The 25402-nt window shown below is 53.4% G+C and carries 22 protein-coding genes; 11 read left to right on the top strand and 11 right to left on the bottom strand.

Annotated elements, in window-relative coordinates; translation table 11 throughout:
• Positions 1–67: 67 nt before the first annotated feature.
• The 4 genes from LG297_RS10320 to motA form a co-directional block, all read right to left on the bottom strand.
• Complete coding sequence (locus tag LG297_RS10320) at positions 68–1162, bottom strand: TRAP transporter substrate-binding protein (protein ID WP_404426816.1); 1095 nt, start codon at positions 1160–1162, stop codon at positions 68–70.
• A gap of 163 nt (positions 1163–1325) precedes the next feature.
• Positions 1326–2066, bottom strand: a complete 741-nt coding sequence (locus LG297_RS10315; RefSeq protein ID WP_404426815.1) for an arginyltransferase — start codon at positions 2064–2066, stop codon at positions 1326–1328.
• A gap of 112 nt (positions 2067–2178) precedes the next feature.
• Positions 2179–3150: a flagellar motor protein MotB gene (locus LG297_RS10310; protein ID WP_404426814.1), complete on the bottom strand. Its 972-nt coding sequence runs from the start codon at positions 3148–3150 to the stop codon at positions 2179–2181.
• 49 nt (positions 3151–3199) lie between these two features.
• The gene (gene motA, locus LG297_RS10305) at positions 3200–4054 is read right to left on the bottom strand and encodes a flagellar motor stator protein MotA (RefSeq protein WP_404426813.1); all 855 of its coding nucleotides are present in this window, start codon (positions 4052–4054) and stop codon (positions 3200–3202) included.
• 251 nt (positions 4055–4305) lie between these two features.
• Between motA and LG297_RS10300 the strand changes: the two genes are divergently transcribed.
• On the top strand, positions 4306–4788 hold the full coding sequence (locus tag LG297_RS10300) for a flavin reductase family protein (protein WP_404426812.1): 483 nt from the start codon (positions 4306–4308) through the stop codon (positions 4786–4788).
• A 45-nt stretch (positions 4789–4833) separates the two neighbouring features.
• Here LG297_RS10300 and LG297_RS10295 read toward each other — a convergent pair whose 3' ends face one another.
• Together LG297_RS10295 and LG297_RS10290 are read right to left on the bottom strand one after the other, a co-directional pair.
• Positions 4834–6054: a threonine ammonia-lyase gene (locus LG297_RS10295; RefSeq protein WP_404426811.1), complete on the bottom strand. Its 1221-nt coding sequence runs from the start codon at positions 6052–6054 to the stop codon at positions 4834–4836.
• 342 nt (positions 6055–6396) lie between these two features.
• Complete coding sequence (locus LG297_RS10290) at positions 6397–7884, bottom strand: aldehyde dehydrogenase family protein (RefSeq protein ID WP_404426810.1); 1488 nt, start codon at positions 7882–7884, stop codon at positions 6397–6399.
• A gap of 246 nt (positions 7885–8130) precedes the next feature.
• Here LG297_RS10290 and LG297_RS10285 point away from each other — a divergent pair, with 246 nt between their 5' ends.
• Positions 8131–9297: a type III PLP-dependent enzyme gene (locus LG297_RS10285; protein ID WP_404426809.1), complete on the top strand. Its 1167-nt coding sequence runs from the start codon at positions 8131–8133 to the stop codon at positions 9295–9297.
• A gap of 125 nt (positions 9298–9422) precedes the next feature.
• A complete protein-coding gene (locus tag LG297_RS10280) occupies positions 9423–10937 on the top strand; it encodes a malonyl-CoA synthase (protein WP_404426808.1) in 1515 nt (504 codons plus the stop codon).
• Between the two features lie 104 nt (positions 10938–11041).
• Here the strand turns inward: LG297_RS10280 and LG297_RS10275 are convergent, their stop codons facing one another.
• Positions 11042–11200, bottom strand: coding sequence for a DUF1127 domain-containing protein (locus tag LG297_RS10275; protein ID WP_404426807.1), 159 nt, complete (start codon positions 11198–11200; stop codon positions 11042–11044).
• Between the two features lie 444 nt (positions 11201–11644).
• Here LG297_RS10275 and LG297_RS10270 point away from each other — a divergent pair, with 444 nt between their 5' ends.
• A complete protein-coding gene (locus LG297_RS10270; protein WP_404426806.1) occupies positions 11645–12619 on the top strand; it encodes an HAD-IIA family hydrolase in 975 nt (324 codons plus the stop codon).
• A gap of 930 nt (positions 12620–13549) precedes the next feature.
• On the opposite strand, the gene hemB is transcribed toward LG297_RS10270, so the two are convergent.
• From hemB to LG297_RS10250, 4 genes are all read right to left on the bottom strand, one after another.
• Positions 13550–14551 (bottom strand): porphobilinogen synthase, encoded by a 1002-nt coding sequence (gene hemB / locus LG297_RS10265; protein ID WP_404426805.1) that lies wholly within the window; start codon positions 14549–14551, stop codon positions 13550–13552.
• A gap of 80 nt (positions 14552–14631) precedes the next feature.
• The gene (locus LG297_RS10260) at positions 14632–15810 is read right to left on the bottom strand and encodes an MFS transporter (protein WP_404426804.1); all 1179 of its coding nucleotides are present in this window, start codon (positions 15808–15810) and stop codon (positions 14632–14634) included.
• Between the two features lie 17 nt (positions 15811–15827).
• Complete coding sequence (locus LG297_RS10255) at positions 15828–16589, bottom strand: DeoR/GlpR family DNA-binding transcription regulator (RefSeq protein WP_404426803.1); 762 nt, start codon at positions 16587–16589, stop codon at positions 15828–15830.
• Between the two features lie 121 nt (positions 16590–16710).
• Positions 16711–18000 carry an O-acetylhomoserine aminocarboxypropyltransferase/cysteine synthase family protein gene (locus tag LG297_RS10250; protein ID WP_404426802.1) on the bottom strand — a complete coding sequence of 430 codons (1290 nt, stop codon included), beginning with the start codon at positions 17998–18000 and terminating at the stop codon, positions 16711–16713.
• A gap of 223 nt (positions 18001–18223) precedes the next feature.
• Between LG297_RS10250 and LG297_RS10245 the strand changes: the two genes are divergently transcribed.
• From LG297_RS10245 to LG297_RS10215, 7 genes are all read left to right on the top strand, one after another.
• Positions 18224–19363 (top strand): isobutyryl-CoA dehydrogenase, encoded by a 1140-nt coding sequence (locus LG297_RS10245; RefSeq protein WP_404426801.1) that lies wholly within the window; start codon positions 18224–18226, stop codon positions 19361–19363.
• Between the two features lie 3 nt (positions 19364–19366).
• Positions 19367–20467, top strand: coding sequence for an enoyl-CoA hydratase/isomerase family protein (locus tag LG297_RS10240; RefSeq protein WP_404426800.1), 1101 nt, complete (start codon positions 19367–19369; stop codon positions 20465–20467).
• A gap of 66 nt (positions 20468–20533) precedes the next feature.
• Positions 20534–21424 carry a 3-hydroxyisobutyrate dehydrogenase gene (gene mmsB / locus LG297_RS10235; RefSeq protein WP_404426799.1) on the top strand — a complete coding sequence of 297 codons (891 nt, stop codon included), beginning with the start codon at positions 20534–20536 and terminating at the stop codon, positions 21422–21424.
• A 139-nt stretch (positions 21425–21563) separates the two neighbouring features.
• Positions 21564–21755, top strand: a complete 192-nt coding sequence (locus tag LG297_RS10230) for a DUF6898 family protein (RefSeq protein ID WP_404426798.1) — start codon at positions 21564–21566, stop codon at positions 21753–21755.
• Positions 21756–22107: 352 nt separating this feature from the next.
• Entirely contained in the window at positions 22108–23031 is a 924-nt protein-coding gene (locus LG297_RS10225; protein WP_085643237.1) for an ABC transporter permease subunit, read from the top strand.
• A complete protein-coding gene (gene livM / locus LG297_RS10220) occupies positions 23031–24551 on the top strand; it encodes a high-affinity branched-chain amino acid ABC transporter permease LivM (protein ID WP_404426797.1) in 1521 nt (506 codons plus the stop codon). Before LG297_RS10225 ends, livM begins: the two co-directional genes overlap by 1 nt.
• Positions 24548–25399, top strand: a complete 852-nt coding sequence (locus tag LG297_RS10215) for an ABC transporter ATP-binding protein (RefSeq protein ID WP_404426796.1) — start codon at positions 24548–24550, stop codon at positions 25397–25399. The genes livM and LG297_RS10215 overlap by 4 nt, the downstream gene beginning before the upstream one ends.
• The last annotated feature ends 3 nt before the right edge of the window (positions 25400–25402 follow it).

Genomic DNA, 25402 nt, shown 5'->3' with positions numbered 1-25402 from the left:
TTTTAAGTGGAAAAGAAAAAAGGGGTCGGCAAATGCCGACCCCTTTGTGCTTTCAATCGCTGAAAACCTAGTATTTGAACGGCAGAATACGTGCCTGGGCGAATGCCGATTCCGAGAATTTCGACCAGCCAATCGACTGGGTACGGAACGCGATCAGGCTTTCAAAGACTTCCTGCGAGAGTGGGTTAGACGCAACGAGGTCACGCAGAACCTTGCCCGACAATGCGCCAAGATTTGTCAGAATGTCGTCCGGGAACGGACGAACATCGACATTGTGCTTGTCGCGCAGGGTTTGCAGAGCCTGGTTGTTACGTGCGGTGAATTCCGACAGAACCATCTGGTTCACGGCACGGTTGGCCTGCTCGACAATCGCCTTGAGGTCATCGGGAAGGCTGTTCCAGGCATCAAGGTTGATGAAGTTGTCAAGTACGGTCGCCGGTTCGTGCCAGCCCGGATAGTAGTAGAACTTGGCTGATTTATAGAGACCGAATGCCAGGTCGTTATAAGGACCAACCCATTCGGTTGCATCAATCGCGCCGGACTGCAATGCGGGCGGAATTTCACCACCCGGAAGGTTCACAACGTTACCGCCAGCAGCCTTGACAACTTCGCCGCCAAGGCCCGGAATACGCATTTTCAGACCTTTATAGTCGTCAATCGTATTCATTTCCTTGTTGAACCAGCCGCCCATCTGGGTGCCGGTATTGCCGGACGGGAAGAATTTGCAGTTCAGTTCTGCATAGACTTTGTCGGCAAGCTCCTGACCGCCACCCCACTGGAACCATGCGTTCTGTTCCTGAGCGTTCAGTCCGAACGGCATGGCCGCGATATACTGGGTGGCATCGACTTTGCCTTTCCAGTAGTAGGGGGCGCCATGGCCCATCTCGACAGTACCGTTACCAACCGCGTCAATGGCCTCGAACGCGGGAACGATTTCGCCAGCGCCAAAAACGGACACCTTCATGCGGCCGTTTGATGCCTTGTTGATGTATTCAGCCAGAAGGTTAGCCCCGGTCCCCAGACCCGGGAAGTTTTTTGGCCACGTTGTGACCATACGCCATTCACGGACTTCCTGTGCGATAGCCGGTTTGGCAAAGGTGGATGCGACAGCAGCAGTCGCACCGGCTACCGCAGCGCCGGAAAGAAATTGGCGACGTTTCATAGATTACAGCCTCCCAAAGATGCAAGCTCATGATTTTGTTCATTCAAAGCCGTCATCGCGACTTTGAAGCAGAGTTTATATTCGTCAGGAGAGGGTGGCAACTGGCGATCGAGTGGGGTGCTTATGCTTTAGTCTAGTGGTGGTGGGGTGAGTGATGGATGGCCTAATCACTGTTGCCATCTTGATCCGGCATATTGACCCAAGCTCCACCGCGAAATCCTTCAAGCGGTTGAAAGCGCATTTTATAGGACATTTTCCGGCATTCCCCGATCCAGTAGCCCAAATAAACATGCTGTAATTCAAGGATTTGGGACTCTTTTATGAGATCGAGGATGATAAAAGTTCCAAGCCCGCGCCGTTGTTCTGACGGATCAAAAAAACTGTAAACCGCTGACAAGCCATCGGAGAGATTATCGACCAAGGCAACAGCAATGAGGCTGCCATCCGGGCGACGGTATTCGAAGATCGACGTATCGACGGTACTGTCTTCAATCATCGCCCGATAATCACGGGCATCCATCCGGGCCATATCCCCGTTTCCGTGACGGGCATCCTGATACTGGCTGAATAGCTGAAATTGTTCCTGGGTTGCCGTCGGAGGCAGGATTGTACGGATCAGGTCATTGTTTTTGGTGATGATGCGGCGAAAAGATTTTGTCGTGCAAAAATCTGCTGATCGAACACGTACGGGAACACAGGCATCACATTCCGAGCAGGCAGGCAAATAAGCAATAGAGTGGCTGCGCCGGAAACCGGCACGCGACAGCAGGTCATGAACATTATTGGCTTCGGGCCCTCTTAGCTCGGTCACCAGCTTGCGCTCGAACCGCCCGGAAAGATAGGGGCAGGGCATCGGTGCCGTCATGAAGTAATGCTGTGTCAGCCGTCTTTGATTGACTGTCATTTCCCGTCTTTGCCCCGGTTCCGGAGGTTCTTCTGATATTATGAGATTAGGTATAAATCATGACGGTTTAAAGGGCGAACCCGATGATTGTTCGAATTCGCCAGAGAGCTGTCTAGCGGTTTGACGGTACAGAGAAGCTTGGGCGACGTGGCGTCGACGGGCCATTGGTCGAGGATGGCGGCGGCGTGCTTTCTGTATCGGTTTCGGATGCAGGCCGGGATGTGCCGTCTTGCGTGGAAGATTCCCCGTCAGGGGAGGGGCGCTCACCGGTGCCGCGTAGCAATGTGATACTGATGCGGCGATTGCGTTCATTGGTCGGCGCTTCGGGCACCAGCGGATCGGTATCTGCCAGTCCGGCAACTTTGGCGAAACGCCCGGTCGCAAGACCAAGCGTTTCGAGTTCGCGGCGGGTTGCCAATGCACGGTCGGATGACAGTTCCCAGTTGCTATAGCCGGTGATCGTTGTAAACGGGACAGCGTCCGTATGTCCCTCGATCGAGATATCCTGCGGCATGCCTTCGATGGCTTCGGCAACCTTTGACAGCAAAAGTTTGGTATGCTCGGCCATAACGGCACTGCCGCTCGGGAACATGGCGGTGCCGTCTTCGTCGAGAATTTGAATACGAAGACCCTCGTCGGTTTCTTCGATCCTGATATTTTTCGCCAGTTCCTGAAGGTCCGGTGTGCTTTCCAGTGCCTTGCGCAGTTCTTCCTCTGCCTCTTTGAATTCCTCGTCTTCTTGGGCTGCAAGACGTTGTTCTGCAATTTCTTCGGGTGTTTTGACCGGTGGAATATCAATGCTCACCGTTGGCGCGCCCATCTCGGAACGCAATGCACCTTCTTCAACCAGACTTTGTCCGCCAAGAATGCCGCCGGAGCCTGACTCGCTTTGTGAAATGGTTTCAGGGGTGAAATAGTTTGATATGCCCTGAAGCTGTTCCTCGGTCGCGCTGCTAAGCAGCCAAAGCAACAGGAAGAACGCCATCATCGCTGTCACGAAATCGGCATAGGCCACCTTCCATGAACCGCCGTGATGGCCGCCATGTCCGCCTTTTTTGATTTTCTTTATGACGATATCAGGCATTCTATGCGCGGATCCCGGTTATTGAGTGATGCTTGAAATTCTTTTTCTATCAGGCTGTTGGGGCATTTTGCAGGGCATCGTCAAGCTCCTTGAAGCTTGGGCGTATGTCATGAGGTAGTGTTTTACGGGCAAATTCGACGGAAACCTGCGGCGCATATCCCTGCATATGACCAATCAGGGCGGCTTTCATGCAGCTATAGAATTTTGCGTCCTGATCGAGTGTCTTTTTGATGATGGCCGATGTTGGGCCAACAAAACCGTATGACGCCAGAATACCAAGAAATGTCCCGACAAGGGCTGCACCGATAAGGCCCCCCAAAACCTCCGGCGGTTCGGTCACCGATCCCATGGTGACAATCACCCCAAGCACAGCCGCAACGATGCCAAGACCCGGAAGGGCATCGCCCACGGTCTGGATTGCATCGGGAACCATGTGTTCTTCTTCGTGGTGTGCTTCAAGTTCCTGATCAATGACGGCCTCAAGCTCATAGGCATTGGTCGTGCCAAGTGTTAGCAGGCGCAAATAGTCGCACAGGAATTCAAGCGCATGATGGTCATGTGTGACACCCGGGAAATTACCGAACAGGCTTGAACTTTCCGGGTTCTCGACATGACTTTCAAGGGCGAGGTCCCCCTTTGATTTCGCAAGCCGGAAAATCGCATAAAGACAGATCAGCAGTTCAAGATATGCCGCTTTTTTCTTGGGGCCCTTGAGGGCGCGGATCGTGTAAGAAATGGATCGTTTCAGGATGCTCAAGGGGTTGGCAATCAGAAACGTGCCGAAAGCCGCACCAAAGATGATCAGAATTTCAAGCGGCTGAACCAGCACGCCGAATTCACCATGCGGAAGATAACCACCCAGAACGGCACCGATTACGACAACGTAACCAATAATCAGAAACATTATGTATTCCCCGTTACCCCATAAACTATCACAAGCGACTCACCCTGAAACGGCCCAGCGCATTCCGTATAGGCTGATTTTGGGATACTATACCTGCAACTATATGATCCATATTAACTTTTAATCTTATTAAGATAGCGTTTAAAACGCTGCTGCCTGGAATTTGACAGCGCAAGTTTTTCCCGCCATTTTCCCTCATCCTGTACGCAGGGCATGTCTAATAGGTTTTATCAGCAAGAGCATTCTTCAATATGTCATTTTCATCGCGCGATTTTCGGGACTGTCTGGGACAATTTGCAACCGGTGTTGCAGTTGTGACGGCACGGGCGAAGAATGGCGCAAAAGCTGGGATCACAATCAACTCGTTTGCTTCGGTGTCGCTGGATCCTGCCCTGGTTCTTTTTTCGGTGGACCAGCGCGCAGCCACGCATTCCTTGTTTGCAGGTGAATGTGACCGTTTCTGCATCAATATCCTTAATCGGGATCAGCGCGACCTGTCTGACCTGTTTTCATCCCCGGTTCAGGACCGCTGGGAAGACCTTGTTTTCGAGGATGACTGTCATGGTGTACCAAAACTGATCGGTAATCTTGCGACATTCTCCTGCAAGCGACATGCAATTCACGATGGCGGAGACCACAGCATCATTGTTGGTCATGTGCAGGATATCGCGATGGGCAATACCGGTAATCCGCTTCTTTATTATGGTGGCCGCTATCACTCCCTTGGGAAATGAACGAAGGGCCAACGACGCGCTACACGGTCGCTGGCCTCAATGCTTTTAGTCAAGTGATGTGTTGCCCAGAAGGCGGCTGCCAAATCCGGCCCCTTTCAATTTCGTGATCACCTGTTCTGCGTGGGCGGTATCACGCACTTCCAACACCATATCGACATCGGTCTGTTTGGCCGGAACGTCATAGAAATGGCGCTGATGATACACTTCGATGATGTTGGCTTCGGCGTCACCGATCAGCGCACTGATGGTTGCAAGTGCGCCCGGCACATCCGGGATTTCGATACGCACGCGGACAAGGCGACCTTCACGCGCCATGCCACGCATCAGAACCTGCGCCAGAAGGCGGGTATCGATGTTGCCGCCACTGACGATCATGCAGACCTTCGTGCCCTTGAAGCGGTCATGATGGTCAAGCAGGGCCGCAAGAGGGGCCGCACCGGCACCTTCGACAACGGTTTTCTCGATCTCGATCAGCATCTGGATGGCGCGCTCGATCGAACTTTCCTCGACCAGCAGAACATCATCAAGCTTTTCCTTGCAGATTTCGAGGGTCAGGCCACCGGGTTGCTTGACCGCAATGCCTTCGGCAATCGTCACGCCACCACCGGAAAGCGGCAAGCCTTTGATGCCTTCATACATGGAAGGATAAAGCTTGGTTTCGACACCGATCACCTCGATATCGGGGCGTCGGGCCTTGATGGCCGTAACAATACCGGCCGCAAGGCCGCCGCCGCCAATCGGCACGATAATGGTATCAATATCCACACCATCATTAAGGATTTCCAGTCCAACAGTTCCCTGGCCGGCAATAATGTGCGGATCATCAAACGGGTGAACAAAGGTCAGGCCGCGTTCTTCCTGAATTTTCGATGCCGCTTCAAGGCTTTCGGCGAACACATTGCCTTTAAGGACAACTTCCGCCCCGTGTGAACGGGTGTGATGCACCTTGGTAAAGGGGGTGTTTTTCGGCATGACAATCGTTGCCGGAATGCCAAGGCGTTTGGCGTTATAGGCGACACCCTGTGCATGGTTGCCCGCCGATACGGCGATGACGCCCTTTACGCGTTCTTCGGGCGTCAGGCTGGCAAGTTTGACATAGGCACCGCGTTCCTTGAAGGATGCCGTATATTGCAGGTTTTCAAGTTTCAGATGAACTTCCGCCTCGCAAATTCTTGAAAGTGTTTGCGATTTTACCAATGGCGTTTTGCTGACGATACCTTCAAGCAAGCCGGATGCGCGTACGATGTCGTGATAGGAAACGGTCATTTCCATACTCCTGCGGCCAGTCGCCCTTATGTTTGGCGTGCTGGCATTTTATCATGTGTGGGCAAAATTCGGATGTTTAACCAAGCCTGTCATCCGCGGATGACAGGGATCACATTCGCAGGTCGGAAATCCCGATAATCATGGCCATCGCACCGGCACGAAGCGTCGGGCGGGGATGCGATGCGAGGATGTCAAAGCAAGCAGACATAGCCATATTCTTTCGGGTTATGGATCGTTAATCGTGACGCAGCTTTGCGGATTAGGCGCGCAAGGTCAAGTTTGCAAACAAAAAAGCCGGGTTGCAACATTTGCAACCCGGCCGGTTTTGGATCGCAGGCAGGCTTATTCCATATTCATGATGATGGTTTTCTTGTGCGTGAAATGTTCAAGCATGCTTTCAAGCGATGCTTCCTTGCCAAGACCCGAAAGCTTGACGCCGCCATATGACAGGTTTGGCTGCACGACAAGGTTCTGGTTGACCTGAACAAAGCCCGCTTCGAGCCGTTTGGTTGCGTTCAGTGCGGTTTTAAGGTCCTTGGTCCAGACGGTTGCGGCAAGGCCAAAGTCGCTGTCATTGGCCAGTTCGATTGCCTCGTCAAAGGTTTTGAACCTGAACACGCAGGCAACAGGGCCAAAGATTTCTTCGCGGGCAATCCGGGCATCGGGTTTGACATTGGTAAACACGACCGGGCGGACAAACATGCCGTCCGTAAGTGCCGGATCGGTCGGAAGGGCGCTGAGCTCGTTTTTGGTGGCACCTTCCTGTTCGCCGATCTCGATATAACCGCACACCTTGTCGCGCTGTTTGCGATTGATGATGGTGCCGATATCGGTTTCCTCGTCCAGCGGATCACCCATTTTAAGGGTGTTGACCTTTTCGAGAAGACGGCTGACAAACGCGTCATGCAGGCTTTCATGCACCAGAATGCGCGACGACGCCGTGCAGCTCTGGCCCTGACGGGTAAAGCGCATGCCGCCAATTGCGCCTGCGATGGCCTTGTCCAGATCGGCATCACCCATCACGATCATCGGCGATTTGCCACCCAGTTCCAGCGTGACCGGGATCAGTTTTTCCGCTGCTGCCCGGTAAACCGTGCGACCGGTTTCGACCGATCCGGTAAACGATACCTTTTTGACATCCTTGTGCGCCACCAGCGGGCCGCCGCATCCCGGACCAAAACCGGAAAGGATATTCAGAACACCCTTTGGCAGAATCTGCTGCATGATCTGACAGACGCGAAGGACGGTGAAGGGGGTGTCTTCTGCCGATTTGACGACAACGGTATTGCCCGCCACCAACGCCGGGGCGACCTTGATCGCCATCAGGAGCAGCGGCACGTTCCACGGAATGATCGCACCGACAACGCCAACCGGTTCACGCGTCGTCAGGGTCATCATGTTCGGGTTGAACGGAATGGTTTCCCCCTTCAGTTCCGAGGCAAGGCCACCAAAGAAGGTGAACATGTCGGCAAGGACCGATGCCTCGACCCGGCTTTCCGTCCGCAACGCCTTGCCGGACTCAAGGGCCACCATCCGGCCGAGTTCCTCGACATGCCCGGTCAGGACACGTCCGCATTCCGCCACCAGCTTGCCGCGTTCGCGGGCAGGGCGGTTCGCCCAATCCCTTTGGGCCTTCTTTGCCACCGAAACCGCGAAATCGACGTCATCGGCGTCACCATCGGCAGCCTGCGCGATGACCTTGCCGGTTGCCGGGTTCAATACGTCAAAATTTCTGCCATTCCTGGCCGGTACCAGTTCCCCGTCGATCAGGTGACGGCCATCAAGTTCCTTGACCAGTTTGTGGGGATCAAGCACGGGTTCGATAGACATTTCAGGCTCCCTGTCATATAGCTGCGCGCCCGTTTTCCGGCTGCATCGCAAAATAAACGGTTATTCGGTATTGGTTTACCAATTTATCGATCCGATACCGGAAAGGCAAGGTCCTTTCACCATGTTAGGCATGACAGTCAGGGGCAGGGTTGATAGGGTTAGGGTACTGACCCTAAATAAACGCGGGCTGCATTCTTGATTGTGAATGCGCCACAGATACAATTCCGTAAGGACAAGGGGATACCCATGCCGCGCCATTTCGACACGACGTTTGATGTTGTTCGTGAACTTAAGCCTTCTTATCCGGTTTATTGCCTTCGTCCCGACATCCTGCGTGAATCGGCTAAACGGTTTGTCGATATGTTTCCCGGCAATGTCCTTTATGCGGTCAAATGCAATCCGCACCCGGAAATCATGCGCTACCTGCATGAGGGCGGTGTTCGCCATTTCGATACCGCCTCGCCCGAGGAAATTGCACTTGTCCGTCGCCAGTTTCCGGGCATGAACGTCTATTTCATGCATCCCGTCAAAAGCCGGGATGCCATTCGCAGTGCGCACCGTGTTTTCGGCGTAAAGCATTACGTGATCGATACCGAGGACGAACTTGAAAAAGTCCGCGCCGAAACCGACGGCGAAACCGATCTGGTCATTCATGTCCGCCTGGCAACCCCGCCGGCAGGGGCGGCCTATAACCTTTCGGCAAAATTCGGCGCACGTCCGATGACGGCATCGGAACTTTTGAAAAAGGTTGATGGCTATGGCTATAGCGCCGGGCTTTGTTTCCATGTCGGGTCACAATGCACAACGCCCAACGGGTATCGCATTGCCATCGAACTGATCCGGCAGGTTGTTGATTTTTCAGGGGTTAAAGTCCGTTATATTGATGTTGGCGGCGGGTTCCCCGGCCAGTATATGAACCAGCGCGCACCGGGGCTTGAGGTCTTCATGGAGGAAATCAAGGATTGCATCCGCTGGCTTGGTCTGCCCGATACCACCTTTATGTGCGAACCGGGCCGGGCACTGGTGTCGAGTGGCGTGTCGCTGATCACGCAGGTACACCTGCGCAAGGAAGACCAGCTCTTCATCAATGACGGTGTTTATGGCAGCCTTTCCGAAGCTGTGACCGGGCAGTTGCGTTTCCCGGTCCGGCCAATGCGAATTGGCGGCGATTTCAACGAAGATGATACCCTCGATTTCACGATCTATGGCCCGACCTGCGACAATATGGATGTGCTTCCGGCAACCGTGACCTTGCCCGCCGACATCCGCGAAGGGGACTGGATCGAATTTGGTCATATCGGTGCCTACAGCAACGCGCTGGCCACCCATTTCAACGGTTTTTATCCGGAATTGCTGGTGACGGTTGGCGAAACATTCCCGTTTATTGATGGTGAATTTCCACAGGTTGGCTGACCCAAACCGGCCATAGCGGTAAAACAGTACTTGTTTGCGGATATTCTTGTGTGCACTATGCTGCCCGGTATGACACCGGGCGGCATGAATGCCCGGCACAAGATCTGAAACAGGGAAGATACGCCGTGACCAACAGCCTTTTCATGCGCATACGAAGCCGCTTTCCATCCGACCTGTCCAAGGTCCTGATCGAAACGGCAGAAGGCACAACATACAGTTACGGCGATGCCGATGCGGCCTCTGCGCGCATTGCGGGGCTGTTGACAGCCCTTGGTGCCAAAAAAGGGGATCGTGTCGCGGTTCAGGTCGACAAGTCCCCCGAAGCCCTGTTCCTTTATCTGGGCTGTATCCGTGCAGGTCTGGTCTATCTGCCGCTTAATACCGCATATCAGGCGGGGGAGCTTGCCTATTTCATGGGGAATGCGGCACCGGTTATTTTTGTCTGTCAGCCTCACCGCGAAGATGAAGTAACGGCAATTGCCGACGCACAGGGCGTTGAAAAGGTTTTAACACTTGGCACATCGGGCGGGGGGGCGTTGATCAATCAGGCGGCGGATTTTCCTGCCGAATTTACCCCGGTTGCCTGTGCTGACGATGAACTTGCCGCCATTCTTTACACATCCGGGACGACGGGCAAGCCAAAGGGCGCCATGATGACCCAGACCAATCTATGGTCAAATGCGGCGACCCTGGAAAAGCTGTGGGGCTTTGGCCCGGACGATGTTCTTTTGCACGCGCTGCCGATTTTCCATACGCACGGGCTTTTCATTGCATGTCATTGCGTGATGCTGTCGGGATCGAAAATGTTCTTCCTGCCGAAATTCGATCGCGATCAGGTCATGGCGCTGCTTCCGCGCAGTACCGTCATGATGGGCGTGCCGACATTCTATGTCCGGCTGTTATCCGGTGACGATTTCAATGCCGATGTGACATCGGGTATGCGGCTGTTCATTTCCGGATCGGCTCCCTTGCTGCCCGAAACATTTGTGGCCTTCGAAGAACGGACCGGCAAGGCGTTGCTGGAACGTTACGGCATGACTGAAATGGGGATGGCAACATCCAACCCGCTCAATGGCGAGCGGATCGTCCATACGGTCGGGCCGGCCCTGCCGGATGTGGAAGTCCGGATCTGTGACGATAAGGGGAATGTGCTAGGAACCGACGAGATCGGCGTTCTGGAGGCGCGAGGCCCGAACGTTTTTGCCGGATACTGGCAAATGCCGGAAAAAACGGCCGAGGAATTCCGCGACGACGGGTTTTTCATTACCGGGGACATCGCGAAAATCGATGCGAAGGGATATGTCCATATCGTTGGCCGCGCCAAGGATCTTGTGATTTCCGGCGGGTTTAACGTTTACCCCAAGGAAATCGAAACGGTCATCGACAAGATGGATGGTGTTGTCGAAAGTGCCGTGATCGGTGTCGCGCATCCGGATTTCGGCGAAGCGGTTGTCGCCGTTATTGTCCGCAGCAGCGATAAACTATCCGAAGACGATGTGATGAATGCGATCAAGGGGCAGCTTGCCAATTTCAAAGTGCCCAAGCGTGTTTTCTTTGTGCCCGAACTTCCGCGCAATGCGATGGGAAAAGTACAGAAGAATATCCTGCGCGAGGATTACAAAGCCGTATTTGCCAGCTAGAACGGATTGTCGTGCTGCTGACCTTAGTCAGTGCGTTATCCCGAAACAAGAAAAGCCCCGGCAATCAATGCCGGGGCTTTTCTTTGGACGGCTACGGTCTTGGCTTACTGACCGAAAGCAACGCGATGTGCAACATCGTCAATCATGTCACGGTTCAGGCCGATATCTGCCAGCTCACGTGCATCAAGTTTACGGAGCGCATTCTGGGTCTGGTACTGAACGCGAAGGGCGCGCAGGAAAGCAAAAATCTTGGTTACGATCATTTCATCACCTATTTCAAACCGGCCAATTTCAAATTGGCGCTGTCATTCAGATAACCGGCATGTGCTCACCGAAGATATTCCATGAAGGAATAGTTAACTGGTTTGACGTGTCGGTCTGCTTGATATGTACCGAATGATCATCTGCATATTTCTGCATTTGCCAGTCGATACATCGTTTTTAACTCGTGAATGCAAACTACGCCCGGTTGATTGTGAAATCCAATGCATTTTTTGCATGGCTGGCGACTGGAAAGCGCAGAAAGTCATGTTTTTGCAACGAAAACGCTCAAATAACGTCATAATACAGAATTGGTTCGTTGTTTATTGCTATGTTTTCAGCGCATAGCTAATTAAATTACCAATCGCTTTCCAATTGAGAGCGGACCAGTTACAACAGCAATCACGATTTTCAATGGATTTCTATTCGACAGGAGACACGAACAGATGGGTATCAACCGCCCGCAGCTCAGTTTTGAGCAGGCAATCGCCGCTTATCTGCAATATGCACCGCGTTTGCCGCAGGTTGATCCGGCCTCTGTTCCTGCAAAAACGCAATATGTTGGAAACCTTCTGGAAATCGCGGATCAATTTGATCTGATCGTGTTCGATGCTTTCGGTGTGCTCAACAGCGGGGCGCAAGCCATACCCGGCGCGGTGGAAACCGTGGCCGCCCTTCAGAAATCAGGCAAAAAACTTGCCGTTGTCACCAATGATGCATCGAGTTCGGCCGAGGCGATCCTCGCACGGCATCGCGGTCGCGGGTTTGATTTCAATACGACAAACCTGATCAGCAGCCAGCAATTCGTGGCCCCGATGATGGAAACCTACAGGGATCTGTCCCATTGGGGGGCAATGGCACCGGTTCACTGGCCATTTGATATCCTGCCGGGCAGGGTGGAACCCCTTGGCGCAGATCGTGCTCTTTATGATGCGGTTGACGGGTTTGTTCTTATTGATTCTGAAAACTGGTCCGATATCCAGCAGAATCATCTGGAAGAAAGCCTTGCGGCCAATCCGCGCCCCATTCTGGTCGGCAATCCCGATATCTGTGCGCCGATGGGGGCATTCCTGTCGGTTGAGTCCGGATATTTTGCCCATAAGGCGGCTGATCGTTGCAACGTGATACCTGATTGCGTTGGCAAGCCCTATGGTCACGTGTTTGATGAAGTCCTGCGTCGTCATCCCGATATCAGCCGGAACCGGGTCCTGATGGTTGGTGATACGATCCATACCGATGTACTGGGCGGACTGGCAGCCGGCATTCAGACGCTTCTGGTGCATCAGGGGGGATTCCTCGATGGTCAGGACGACATCGAAAGCCTGTTTGAAAAGTCGGGTCTGCGTCCGCATTTTTGTGCGCGCGCCATCGGTCATGGCATTGACGTATCAGGTGCCAAAAGCGAAGCCTGCTGTGCCTGATAATGGATAAAACGCCCCGGTAAGAACGGCCCGTCAAACGGGCCTCGGACCGCTGACAAGGTACTCCCGACCTGATCGTCATTCCCGCAAAAGCGGGAATCCAGTCTCTTCCAACAGGGTATGGATTCCGGGTCTGTGCTGCGCTTCGCCCGGAATGACGATTTTGATCAACCGACAAACCAATCCAGCCAAGCCAACCCCGCTGCTCTTTGCATCGCCAAACGCCACCGACCGGGTAGGCTGGACAGAACTGGATTGCACCAGACCGACCACACGCCCCAGTCCCTGCTGCCCCGAACAAACGCCGCGGGCTTTCGATGGACACTGCAAGCGCACCTCGCCCCAAGGACGAAGGCGTTGTCGCAGGGCAGGCACAAATCCTGCCATTGATGACCAGCCTTTCGGCATCTCCGAACGCATCATCGACCCGCTGGCAACCAATCCCGTCAGCCGATCCAGTGCCGATCCAGTCCAGACGCAATTCAGGCCCGCTGATTCTCGGCATTTTCAGGCTTCATCGACCGGGCTGGACTGAACCGGACCGGACGAACTTCGCCTCGCCCCGGCACTCGCTGCCCCGAACAAACGCCCTTACCCAAAGGGCACATTTCTCCCGTCATGATAAACAACAGTTTTTCGCATGATTTCCACGGCCTTACGGCACAAACACACCACCGCCGTAATGGCTTTTCCATGCGCAATGAACGTCCCTTCGGCGATATCGCCGCTTCCATTTCATCAAGTCAGATCGCTGTCGCGTCATCGTCTCATTCCTGTTTTTGCTGCCCGAAACGCAAAAAACCCGCAAAAGCGAATCACGCTTTGCGGGTTTTGTCTTCGGGCCCATTTATCCCGTTGATTTTGCTCTTATGCCATAACCAAAAGAACAAATCAAGAACTTTTTCCAAAAAACCGAAAAAAGTTCCCTTGTTAAATTGCCTCGGCAACGTCAATTGCACTGTATGTCAGGATGCCTGATGCGCCGGCACGCTTGAAACAGGACAGCGTTTCAATAGCGCAACCAAGATAATCAAGCCAGCCATTCTGGGCCGCAGCACGCAACATCGCGTATTCGCCTGATACCTGATAGGCGAAAACAGGAACCCCGAATTCCTCGCGAACCCGATACAGAACGTCAAGATACGGAAGGCCCGGTTTGACGATGACAGAGTCGGCACCTTCCTCAAGGTCGTAGGCGACTTCGCGCATCGCTTCGCTGCTGTTGGCGGGGTCAAGCTGGTAGGTTTTCTTGTCCGCCTTGCCCAGGGCAGAGGCCGATCCGATTGCATCCCGGAACGGACCATAGAAGGACGATGCGTATTTTGCCGCATAGGCCATGATCTGGACCTTTTTAAGCCCCTCGGATTCAAGGATGTCGCGAATGGCACCGATACGGCCATCCATCATGTCGGACGGGGCGACAACATCGCATCCTGCCTGCGCCTGGACCAGTGCCTGGCGCACAAGGGCCTCGGTCGTTTCGTCATTAAGGATTTCACCGTTAATCACGATTCCGTCCTGACCATCCGCATTGAATGGATCAAGCGCAACATCGGTGATGACACCAAGGTTGGGGCAGGCGTCTTTGATCGCCTTTGTCGCACGGCAAACCACATTGTCGGGATTATATGCTTCGCGCGCATCCTTGGTCTTGAGGCTGGCATCGATATAGGGGAAAAGCGCAAGGGCAGGGATGCCAAGCTTTTCAGCGTGTTTTGCCGTTTCAACAAGCACGTCAACGCTTTGTCGTTCGACACCGGGCATTGACGGGATCGGTGTCCGTTCGTTTTTACCGTCAATCACAAATACCGGCAGGATCAGATCATGCGCCGTCAATCGGGTTTCCGCCACCATGCGACGCGACCAGTCGCTCATGCGGGTCCGGCGAAGGCGTGTGCGCGGGAAAGTGCCATAAGTGACTGTTTTGGCCATGATCTGTTCTCTTGTCAGTGGGGCGGCATTCTGAATTCAGAAACGAGGTGACCAATTTATGGGGCAGAATTGACGGCGGATCAACTGTTGCTGGTAGCGTAAAGACGTTTGCGCATGGTCAAAAGGTAAACCGGTATTATCAAAGCCAGAAAACTGGCCGTCAGCACAAAAGCGGTAACCAATCCGACTTCTTCGCCAATAGCACCGATCACCGGTGGCCCGGCCATCAAGGCCGTATAACCGGTTGCTGCAATGGTCGATACGACCGCACCGCCGCTTCTGCCACTTGCCTGTGCGGCGGCAGAAATCAGAAGCGGCAGGATGACAGCCAGTCCAACCCCGGCGATAGCACACCCGATCCAGGCAACGACATAATGCGGCGCAAGAGCCAGAACAAACAGGCCAAAGGATGCGCATGCCGAACTGGATAGCAGGATTTGCGGGCGGCCAAATTTCGTAACCAGCCAGTCGCCCGACAGTCGGGTGATCGCCATGGTTGCCGAATAGCAGGCAAAACCGACGGCCGCCATTGTCGGGCCGGAATTGAGTTCCGTATTCATCAGAACCGTTGCCCAGTCGGTAATGACCCCCTCGCCAAACTGGCCGATGAAGGCGCAGGCACCAAATGGCAGCAGGGTCAGAAACATCGCGCGTTGTTTGGCGGATGCGCCTTCCGGTGTCTGAGCAGGATGGGGAACTGCGGCATCAGGCATCAACTGGCGTTGAAGGACCAGATGCAAAATCAGGAAAAGGGTCAGCATGACCGGAAGATGCCATTCAACCGGCAGGGGCAGGGCAAACCATGCCGCCGTCGTTCCGGCACCGGCAAAACCGCCAAGGCTCCAGAACCCGTGCAAGCCCGACATGACGCTGCGTTTTTTGGCCCGCTCAACATTCAGGCCATTGGCATTCATCGATATATCAAGGAATGCGCCAAAAAAGCCGAGTGCGAACATGGCAATCGCAATCGACATGAAACTTGGCATGAAGACCGGAATGCCAACGGAAATGAAATAGGCCACCCCGGAATAGCGTGCGACACGTTCGCTGCCAAATTTATCCGAGAGACGACCGGCAACCGGCATGACGGCAAGAACGCCAACTGCGGCAGCCAGCAATATGGCACCAAGATCATCGTGACCAAATCCAAGGCGCTCCTGCACCAGCGGAATATGCGGGACCCAGCTTGAAAAGGCCGCACCATGCAGAAAGAAAATGGCACGGATTCTGTTATGGGCAATCTGGTTGGAGATAGGCATTCGGGGCTCCGCCTTCGTCAGGCAAGGATCACATTGATCCCGCGGTTGGTATAATTGTTCAGATATCCGCTCGACAGCTTCCTGCCGGTTACCAGATGGGAAATCGCGTCAAGGTCACAGACCCTGAACGGCAAACTGGTTTCAAGTTTGTCAGCGGTTGTGACAGCAATGGCCTCAGCAGACTGTGCAAGCATGGCTGCCTTGGTGGCGCGTTCCTCAGTCGTGCTGGTGGTCAACCCCAGTTCGGGATGAAGGGCACAGGTACCCAGCAGCACAAGATCGGCATTATAGTTGCGTATTTCATCAATGGCTGTCGGTCCGCAGATCGCCAGGTCACGTTTCAGAACCGTGCCGCCAATCATGATGATATTCGCATTCGGATGATTGGCCAGTTCAACGGCAATCAGGGGATTGACCGTGATCACGGTGCCGGAAAATGACGGTTTTAAATGCCGGGCGACTTCATAGATGGTTGTACCACTATCAAAAAAGATCACACCATGATCCGGAACAAGGTCATGGGCGACCTTGCGGGCGATTTCGGATCGTTCCGGCTTTAAATCCTGTGCCCGGTCATGAAATCCTTCGCGGGCTGTGCTTGGCAAGGTGGCGCCGCCATGAATACGCCTGAGGCTTCCGGCATCTTCCATCTGGCGCAGGTCGCGCCGAATGGTATCAAGGGACGCATGAAAAAGTGCAGACAGGTCATGAATATGAACTGTGCCCTGGCTGTGAAGGAGTTTTTCGATTTCACGCTGGCGCGAATTGACACTCGACATCGATTTGCCTGTTTTGCATGTTTTGCCGATAATGCGCGTTTACCTTTGATTGGGAAGATGGTCAATAAAAAAACCGGCCCCGTACAAACAGGGCCGGTTTCATATTCAACGATATGATCGCTCAGGCTTTATCGAGTGCCTGTTTTAGATCGGCAAGAATGTCATCGATATGTTCGATGCCAATCGACAGGCGGACATAACCGTCCGTTACGCCAGACGAAATACGATCCTGTTCGGAAAGCTGGCTGTGCGTTGTCGTGGCCGGATGAATGGCAAGCGATCTGGTGTCGCCGATATTGGCGACATGATAAAACAGGCCAAGGCTGTTGATGAATTTCTCACCAGCTGCTTTGCCGCCCGCAAGCTCAAACCCCATAAGTGATCCATACCCGCCCTTAAGATAAGTATCGGCACGGCGGCGGCTTTCACCATCCTGTTTGCCGGGATAGATCACCTTGGAAACCTTGGGATGGGACGACAGGAAGTCGGCAACCTTGGCGCTGTTTTCGCAATGGCGTTCCATGCGCAGCGGCAGCGTTTCCATGCCCTGAATGGTCTGGAACGAGTTGAAAGGCGAGGCGGCCGCCCCAACATCGCGCAGCAATGTGCAACGCAGCTTGATTGCATAGGCAACCGGGCCGATCGGTTTGACGGCCTGCGTCCAGACCGCCCCGTGATAGCTGGGGTCCGGTTCGTTCAGCAACGGGAAGCGTTTGGCATGCTTTTCCCAATCAAACTTGCCGGAATCGACGACAATCCCGCCAACCGACGTACCGTGGCCAGCGATAAATTTGGTGGTCGAATACATGACAATGGTTGCGCCATGATCGATGGGACGGCACAGCACCGGTGCGGCAGTGTTGTCCATAATCAATGGAATGCCAAGCTCATCGCCAATATTGGCGACCTCCCGGATGGGGAAAACATGAAGCTTGGGATTCGGCAGGGTTTCGGCGTAATAGGCGCGCGTTTTGTCATCCGTCAGGCGTCGGAAGTTTTCCGGATCGGATGGATCAGCAAAGCGTACTTCGATTCCCATCTGTTTGAACGTATTGGCAAACAGGTTCCATGTGCCGCCATACAAATCCGTCGAACTGACGATATTGTCGCCAGCCTGTGCGATATTCAGAACGGCGAAAGTTGAGGCTGCCTGACCGGAGCCGACGGCAACCGCAGCAGCACCGCCCTCAAGGGCTGTAATGCGCTGCTCCAGTACATCATTGGTCGGGTTCATCAGGCGGGTGTAAATATTGCCAAGCTCTTTGAGGGCAAAAAGGTCGGCTGCGTGTTGAGTGTCGCGGAACTGGTAACTGGTTGTCTGATATAGCGGTACCGCGACCGAGCCGGTAGCCGGGTCGGCACGGTATCCTGCATGCAAAACGATGGTTTCGGGTTTGGATGATCCTGTCATGTCGTTTCCCCTGATTATAGGTTGTATTGATTTTGCGGAAGTAACGCATATTCGCGCCATGGCGACAAGAAGATGGATGAAAAATCCGCAAATGACGGAATGAGAAAGCCCGACCAGAATACATTCACATAATTCGGTACTGTTATACCGAATGAATTGACAAAGGTCCGAATTCACGTTTACGTAAAGGGAAAATACCAAAACATTCAGAGGCAGCGATCCAATGGAATTCAACCTGTCTGAAGACCAGCAGGCATTTGCACAGGCAGCCCGCGATTTCGCACAAAACGAAATGGCACCGTATGCGGGCGAGTGGGATGCAAAACACATTTTTCCCGAAGAAACTTTGCGCAAGGCAGCCGAACTTGGCTTTGCCGCCATATACACACGCGAAGATGTCGGGGGATCGGGTCTTGGCCGTCTGGATGCCGCGGTGATTTTCGAAGAACTGGCAAGCGCATGCCCGTCAACGGCAGCCTATATCTCGATCCACAACATGGCGTGCTGGATGATTGACCGTTTCGGCAACGAAGATCAGCGTCAAAAATATCTTCCGAAACTTGTGACCATGGAACATTTCGCAAGCTACTGCCTGACAGAGCCGGGGGCAGGGTCGGATGCAGGGGCACTTCGTACCCGTGCCGTTCGGGAAGGTGATCACTATATCCTGAATGGCGAGAAGGCATTCATCTCGGGCGGGTCACGCAGTGATGTTTATATCGTCATGGCTCGAACTGGCGATGACAGCCCCAGGGGCATTTCGACCTTTATCATCCCGAAAGATGCCGAAGGCCTGTCATTTGGCAAGCTTGAAGAAAAAATGGGATGGAACAGCCAGCCGACATCCGCCGTGATTTTCAGCAACTGCAAAATTCCGGTCGAGAACCGGTTGGGAGAAGAGGGCGAGGGTTTCCGGTTTGCCATGATGGGGCTTGACGGTGGGCGGCTTAATATCTCGGCCTGTTCAATCGGTGGTGCGCGTGCCGCAATGGATCATGCGCGCGATCACATGAAGGTCCGCAAACAGTTTGGCAAAACGCTAGATCAGTTTCAGGCATTGCAGTTCAAATATGCCGACATGGTGACAGAGCTCGAAGCGGCACGGTTGATGTTGCACAAAGCGGCCTGGAAACTGGATAACAAGGCGCCGGATGCAACACAGTTCTGCGCAATGGCAAAACGTTTCGGTACGGATATCGGGTTCAGGGTCTGCAATGAAGCGTTACAGCTTCATGGCGGATATGGTTATATCCGCGAATATCCGATAGAGAGACTTCTGCGTGATCTTCGGGTTCACCAGATTCTCGAGGGCACGAACGAAATCATGCGCCTGATCATCTCTCGTGCCGCGTTAAAGGATTGATTTATGAGCAGCGAAAACGCGACAAGTTCGCCGCCAGGCAATGAGGCATCCGTCGTTTTCTCTAAAAGCGGGGCAATCGGCCATATCCTGCTAAACAGGCCCAAGGCATTGAATGCTCTTGACCTGACGATGGTTGATGCAATCACAGTCAAACTTCGTGAATGGGAAAACGATGCCACGGTTGTTGCGATCGTGATCGAAGGGGCGGGTGAAAAGGCCTTTTGTGCAGGTGGCGACATTCGCGGACTTTATGATGCGCGAAAACGTAATGACGATGTTCTCCTTGATGCATTCTATCGGCGGGAATACTGCCTGAACAATTATATTGCCACATATCCCAAGCCTTACGTCGCCTTGATGAACGGCATTACGATGGGCGGGGGCGTCGGGGTTTCGGTGCACGGACATTTCCGGGTGGTGACGGAACGCACATTATTTGCCATGCCGGAAACCGGAATCGGCTTTTTCCCCGATGTCGGGGGCGGATATTTTCTGTCCCGTTGCCCAGGCCAGATCGGACTGTATCTTGGTTTGACGGGTGCCCGGATCAAGGCCGCCGATTGCCTTTATGCCGACTTGGCAACCCATAATGTGAATAGCGAAAATATTGCCGCGCTGAAGTCGGATCTGTCGGCCATAAAGGGTGGGAGTGATCCTTTTGCTGCGGTAAAGAAGGTTCTGGATGATCACCATGTAAAAGGTGATGAGGCTGCCCTGAAACCCCTGCGCACCGAGATCGACAAACTGTTTGGTGCTGATACGGTGGCAGATATTTTTGCCGCACTTGATGCGTCTTCGACTGATTTTGCCAAAGAAACGGTCAAGATATTGCGTAGCAAGTCGCCAATTGCTGTTTGCGTGACGTTCGAGCAGATACGCCAGGGGCGCAACATGACGCTGGCGCAGGATCTTGCAATGGAATTCCGTTTGTCACAGCGCACCGTTCGTATGCCCGATCTGTTTGAGGGGGTCCGTGCGGTGATTGTTGACAAGGATCACAGTCCGAAATGGCAACACGCCGATATTGGTCAGGTAGATCCACGCGATGTTGCGACATATTTTGACCTTTTACCTGAAGATAAAGAGTTGAAGTTACAGTTCTGACTGGCTCAGTAACTTCCGGAAATTAAAGCAGAATCTCGATAATCGAGAGATCAGAGGAGACTCCAAATGGCGAAAATCGGTTTCATCGGTCTGGGAAATATGGGGGGCCCGATGGCGGCCAACCTTATCAAGGCCGGTCACGCGCTGAAGGTTTTTGATTTGTCCGAAGCTGCGGTTGGCAAGGCGGTTGAAGCAGGCGCAACCAAGGCCACGACAGTTGCCGACGCGGCAAAGGATGTCGAGTTCGTTGTCACGGTTCTCCCTGCTGGAAAGCACGTTCTGTCGGTTTATGACGGACCAGACGGCGTGATTGCCAATGCCAAGGCGGGCACTCTTTTGATTGATAGCTCCACCATCGAAGTTGATGCTGCGCGCAAAGCTGCTGAACAGGCGAAGGCCAAAGGTCTTGGTGCCGTTGACGCGCCGATCTCTGGTGGGGTTGCAGGGGCGACCGCCGGAACACTGACATTCATGGTCGGCGGCGATGATGGTGATTTTGATCGCGCGAAACCGGTTCTTGAGGGAATGGGCAGCAATATCATTCATGCAGGCACCAGTGGTGCCGGGCAGGCGGCAAAGATTTGCAACAACATGGTGCTTGGCGTCAGCATGATTGCCGTATCCGAGGCGTTTATGCTTGCAAAGCGTTTGGGCCTTGATGCGCAGAAGCTGTTTGATATTTCATCGAAGGCGTCCGGTCAGTGCTGGTCCCTGACCAGTTATTGCCCCGTACCGGGACCGGTTCCGACATCTCCTGCAAACCGCGACTATCAGCCGGGATTTGCTGTCGACATGATGCTGAAAGACTTGAAGCTGGCGCAGCAGGCGGCGGCATCGGCCGGGGCGACAACCCCGATGGGGGCGTTGGCTGAAAGCCTGTACGCGCTTTATTCGAATGGGGGCAATGGCGGGATGGATTTCTCAGCGATTGTCAAAATGCTGGATGGCGACAAATAACGCTACGGCATCTTGAAGTGTATCATGCAGGCCCGGTATTTGCCGGGCCTGTTTTTTTATGAATACCATAGCCGGCATTAGTGGTAGATTTACCTTCGCTAACTGGAAAAGCGGCGAACAGAAATTCCCGGATTGATGAATGACGACAAAAAACAATGCACCGCGCGAGATCTATTTCGAATTGCGACAGGTTGGGAACTATCTGCGTTGTACGGCAATTGACGGTAAAACGGGAATCGAGGTGACCGTGGCTGGTCCGGTCTCAAGGAATCCGGAGCAACTCAAGCGCGTCGCGGTACAAAAGCTTGAATATGTCCTTAATAAGGGATAAAATATACAATATAAAGAGCGATGCATTTGGTAGCTTGGTGTTTTATTCTAAGAATGAAATGCGATTTGGTGTTTTTGACCAATTTATCAAAGCCGCTTGCAGCCTTCGACCTCATGTGTCTAAGGTTTGTGCTCTAATCGCGCTTTTGGATAATGAACCACAATAAGAATGGTCGTGCCCAAAAGCTAGAACCGGGGAAAACCCGATAACAAAAAGACGGAGGCTTCGGAGGTTTGCTAGGGGGCAATGGGGAGACTTGGTCTCATCCAATCAATACAACTGTATCTTGTTTTGCACCTTCAGCCAGTCGGTCGAAGACCTCGTTTGTCTGCGCCAAATCTAAGGTTGTGCAATGGATTGGGCTTATTTCTTACAACAATTAATCAACGGTCTGACGCTGGGAGCCATCTACGGCTTGATCGCCATCGGCTACACGATGGTGTACGGCATCATCGGCATGATTAACTTCGCGCACGGCGAAATCTATATGCTGGGCGCGTTTCATTCCCTGATTACCTTCCTGATCTGTCAGGCAGCAGGGATTAGCGGCATCCTTCCGCTTACACTTCTTTTGATGCTGTTCGTGTCAATGGTGCTCACTTCTATCTACGGGTGGGGCGTTGAACGAATTGCATACAGGCCTCTACGCGGATCGTTCCGTCTAGCCGCGCTGATTTCGGCCATCGGCATGTCCATTTTCCTGCAGAACTTTGTTCAGATTTCGCAGGGTGCCCGCGTGAAGCCGATGCAGCCGTTGATCGAGGGCGGCATCACCCTGATGGAAAGCCCGAATTTCAACGTCCAGCTCAGCTATATGCAGATTGTCATCATTCTTCTGACATTTGTCCTTATGGCTGTGTTCTCGACGCTGATTGCGAAAACCTCATTGGGTCGCGCCCAGCGCGCCTGTGAACAGGATCGCACGATGGCTGGCCTGCTTGGTGTCAACGTTGACCGCACGATCTCCACGACCTTTGTCATGGGCGCTGCCCTTGCTGCAGTCGCTGGCATGATGGTTACCCTGTATTACGGTGTGATCGACTTCTATATCGGCTTCCTTGCCGGTGTTAAGGCGTTCACCGCTGCCGTTTTGGGCGGGATCGGTTCACTTCCGGGGGCGATGCTTGGCGGTCTGCTGATCGGTTTGATCGAAGCATTCTGGTCGGGCTATCTCACGATCGAATACAAGGACGTTGCGACGTTCGGTATTCTGGTTCTTGTGCTGATCTTCCGTCCATGGGGGCTGCTTGGTAAGCCGGAGGTGGAGAAAGTCTGATGTCTTCTCTTATCACTTCTTCACGGGTTTCCGGTGCCGAAATTGTCAAGGAACTCGCGTTCTTTGCTGTAATTGCACTGTTGATGTCGGTCATGATCCTTGGTGTCGAGACCGTTGACCGTCCGACCGGGCTTGAACTGGCGGTTCGTTGGGATCTTGTCGTTACCGCCATTATCTCGACAATCATTGGCCGATTGGCATTGATTTTCCGCCGCGAACACATATCGCGTGTGGGGCAGGCTGTGCTGATTACCGTCGCGGCAGTGGCGGTCTTCGAGATGTTTGTCCGCTTCCGCGACATGGATGATCGTTGGGCTTCTCCGGTCTTCCTGGATATGGCATTTAGCAGTGTAACGAGTGTGATTGTGGCTGTTGCCTTCATCACTATCGTTTTTGCAATTGCCTATTTCAGTATGAAAAAGCCAAAAGCCGACGAGGAAGAAAGCGGTTCCAAGCTTTCGTCAAAAATTCAACTCGCATATCGGACCAACACCAAAAAGATCGGGGCATTGGGGATTGTATTCTTCATTATCTTCCCGTTCCTGTTTGGTGAAAACCGTTCCGCTATCGACCTTGCAACCCTGGTCATGATCTACATCATGCTGGGTTGGGGGCTGAACATTGTGGTCGGTCTTGCTGGTTTGCTTGATCTTGGCTATGTCGCCTTTTACGCGGTTGGTGCCTATTCCTATGCATTGTTGTCGCAGCATTTCGATCTGAGCTTCTGGTTGTGCTTGCCGCTGGCCGGTATCTTTGCCGCAAGTTTCGGAATTATACTGGGATTCCCGGTGCTGCGACTGCGCGGGGATTATCTTGCGATTGTGACCCTGGGATTTGGTGAAATCATTCGTGTGGTTCTTATCAACTGGTATGATTTGACCGGGGGGCCGGACGGGATTTCTTCAATTGAGCGTCCAAGCTTCTTCGGTTTTGCCGATTTCAGCCGTCGTGTTCCTGAAGGTATGTTGGGTTTCAACGAGCTGTTCGGCCTCGAATATTCATCGATGCATCGCCTGATCTTCCTGTACTACCTGATCCTTCTGCTCGCACTGGTGACGGCTTTTGTCACCGTACGCCTTCGTAAACTGCCAATAGGTCGTGCATGGGAAGCGTTGCGTGAAGATGAAATTGCATGTCGTTCGCTGGGTATCAATCCGACAAACACCAAACTGTCGGCATTTGCCATCGGTGCAATGTTTGGCGGTTTTGCCGGTGCATTCTTTGCGACACGTCAGGGCTTCATCAGTCCGGAAAGCTTCACCTTCCTTGAATCTGCCGTGATCCTTGCCATCGTTGTTCTTGGTGGTATGGGCAGTCAGATCGGGGTGGTTCTTGCCGCGATTGTGATGATCGGTTTCCCTGAAATGTTCCGCGAACTTGCTGAATATCGCATGTTGATTTTCGGGGCTGGTATGGTTGCCATCATGTTGTGGCGTCCGCGCGGATTGCTGTCTTTCCGTGAGCCGACCATCCTGCTGAATATGAGCAAGAAAGAAAAAGTTGCCGGAGAAGTCAAATGACCGACAACATACAGCTTGAAGTCGAACATCTGACCATGCGCTTTGGTGGCTTGGTCGCCATTGACGATCTTTCCTTTACGGCAAGAAAGCGCGAGATCACGGCAATCATCGGCCCGAACGGGGCAGGGAAGACTACTGTTTTCAACTGTCTTACCGGGTTCTATGTACCGACCGAGGGACGCCTGACGCTTTATGCCAATGACGGGCCTCGTTTGCTGGAACGTATGGAAGGCTTTCGCATTCCGCGCAACAATGGTGTGGCGCGTACTTTCCAGAACATTCGTCTGTTTACAGGTATGACGGTTCTGGAAAACCTGATTGTTGCACAGCATAACCAGCTTATGGAGGCATCTGCTTTCTCGCTGGCAGGTCTGTTCAAGCTCGGCCGCTATACCAGTGCCGAGAAAGAGGCGCTTGAAACCGCCAAATTCTGGCTGAACAAGGTTGGTCTTTATGAACAGGCTGACTGGAATGCCGGTAACCTGCCTTATGGTTCTCAGCGTCGTCTCGAGATTGCGCGTGCAATGTGCGTCAATCCTTCCTTGCTGTGTCTCGACGAGCCGGCAGCCGGCCTTAACCCTCGTGAGTCTGCGGAGCTCAACGTTCTGTTGCAAAGCATCCGAGATGATCAGGGGATCGGTCTTCTGCTGATCGAACATGACATGAGCGTCGTCATGAAGATTTCCGACCATGTGATCGTGCTTGATTACGGTAAAAAGATTGCCGACGGCAATCCTGACGAAGTCAAAAACGATCCGGCAGTCATTCGTGCTTACCTCGGTGAGGAAGAAGACGATGAGCTGCCGCCGGAAGTCGCTGCCGACCTTAATCTTGATCCGAATGCGTAGCGA

Source organism: Thalassospira australica (assembly GCF_044790785.1).
Taxonomy (GTDB): domain Bacteria; phylum Pseudomonadota; class Alphaproteobacteria; order Rhodospirillales; family Thalassospiraceae; genus Thalassospira; species Thalassospira australica_A.
This window is presented reverse-complemented; position numbering and strand designations above follow the sequence as displayed.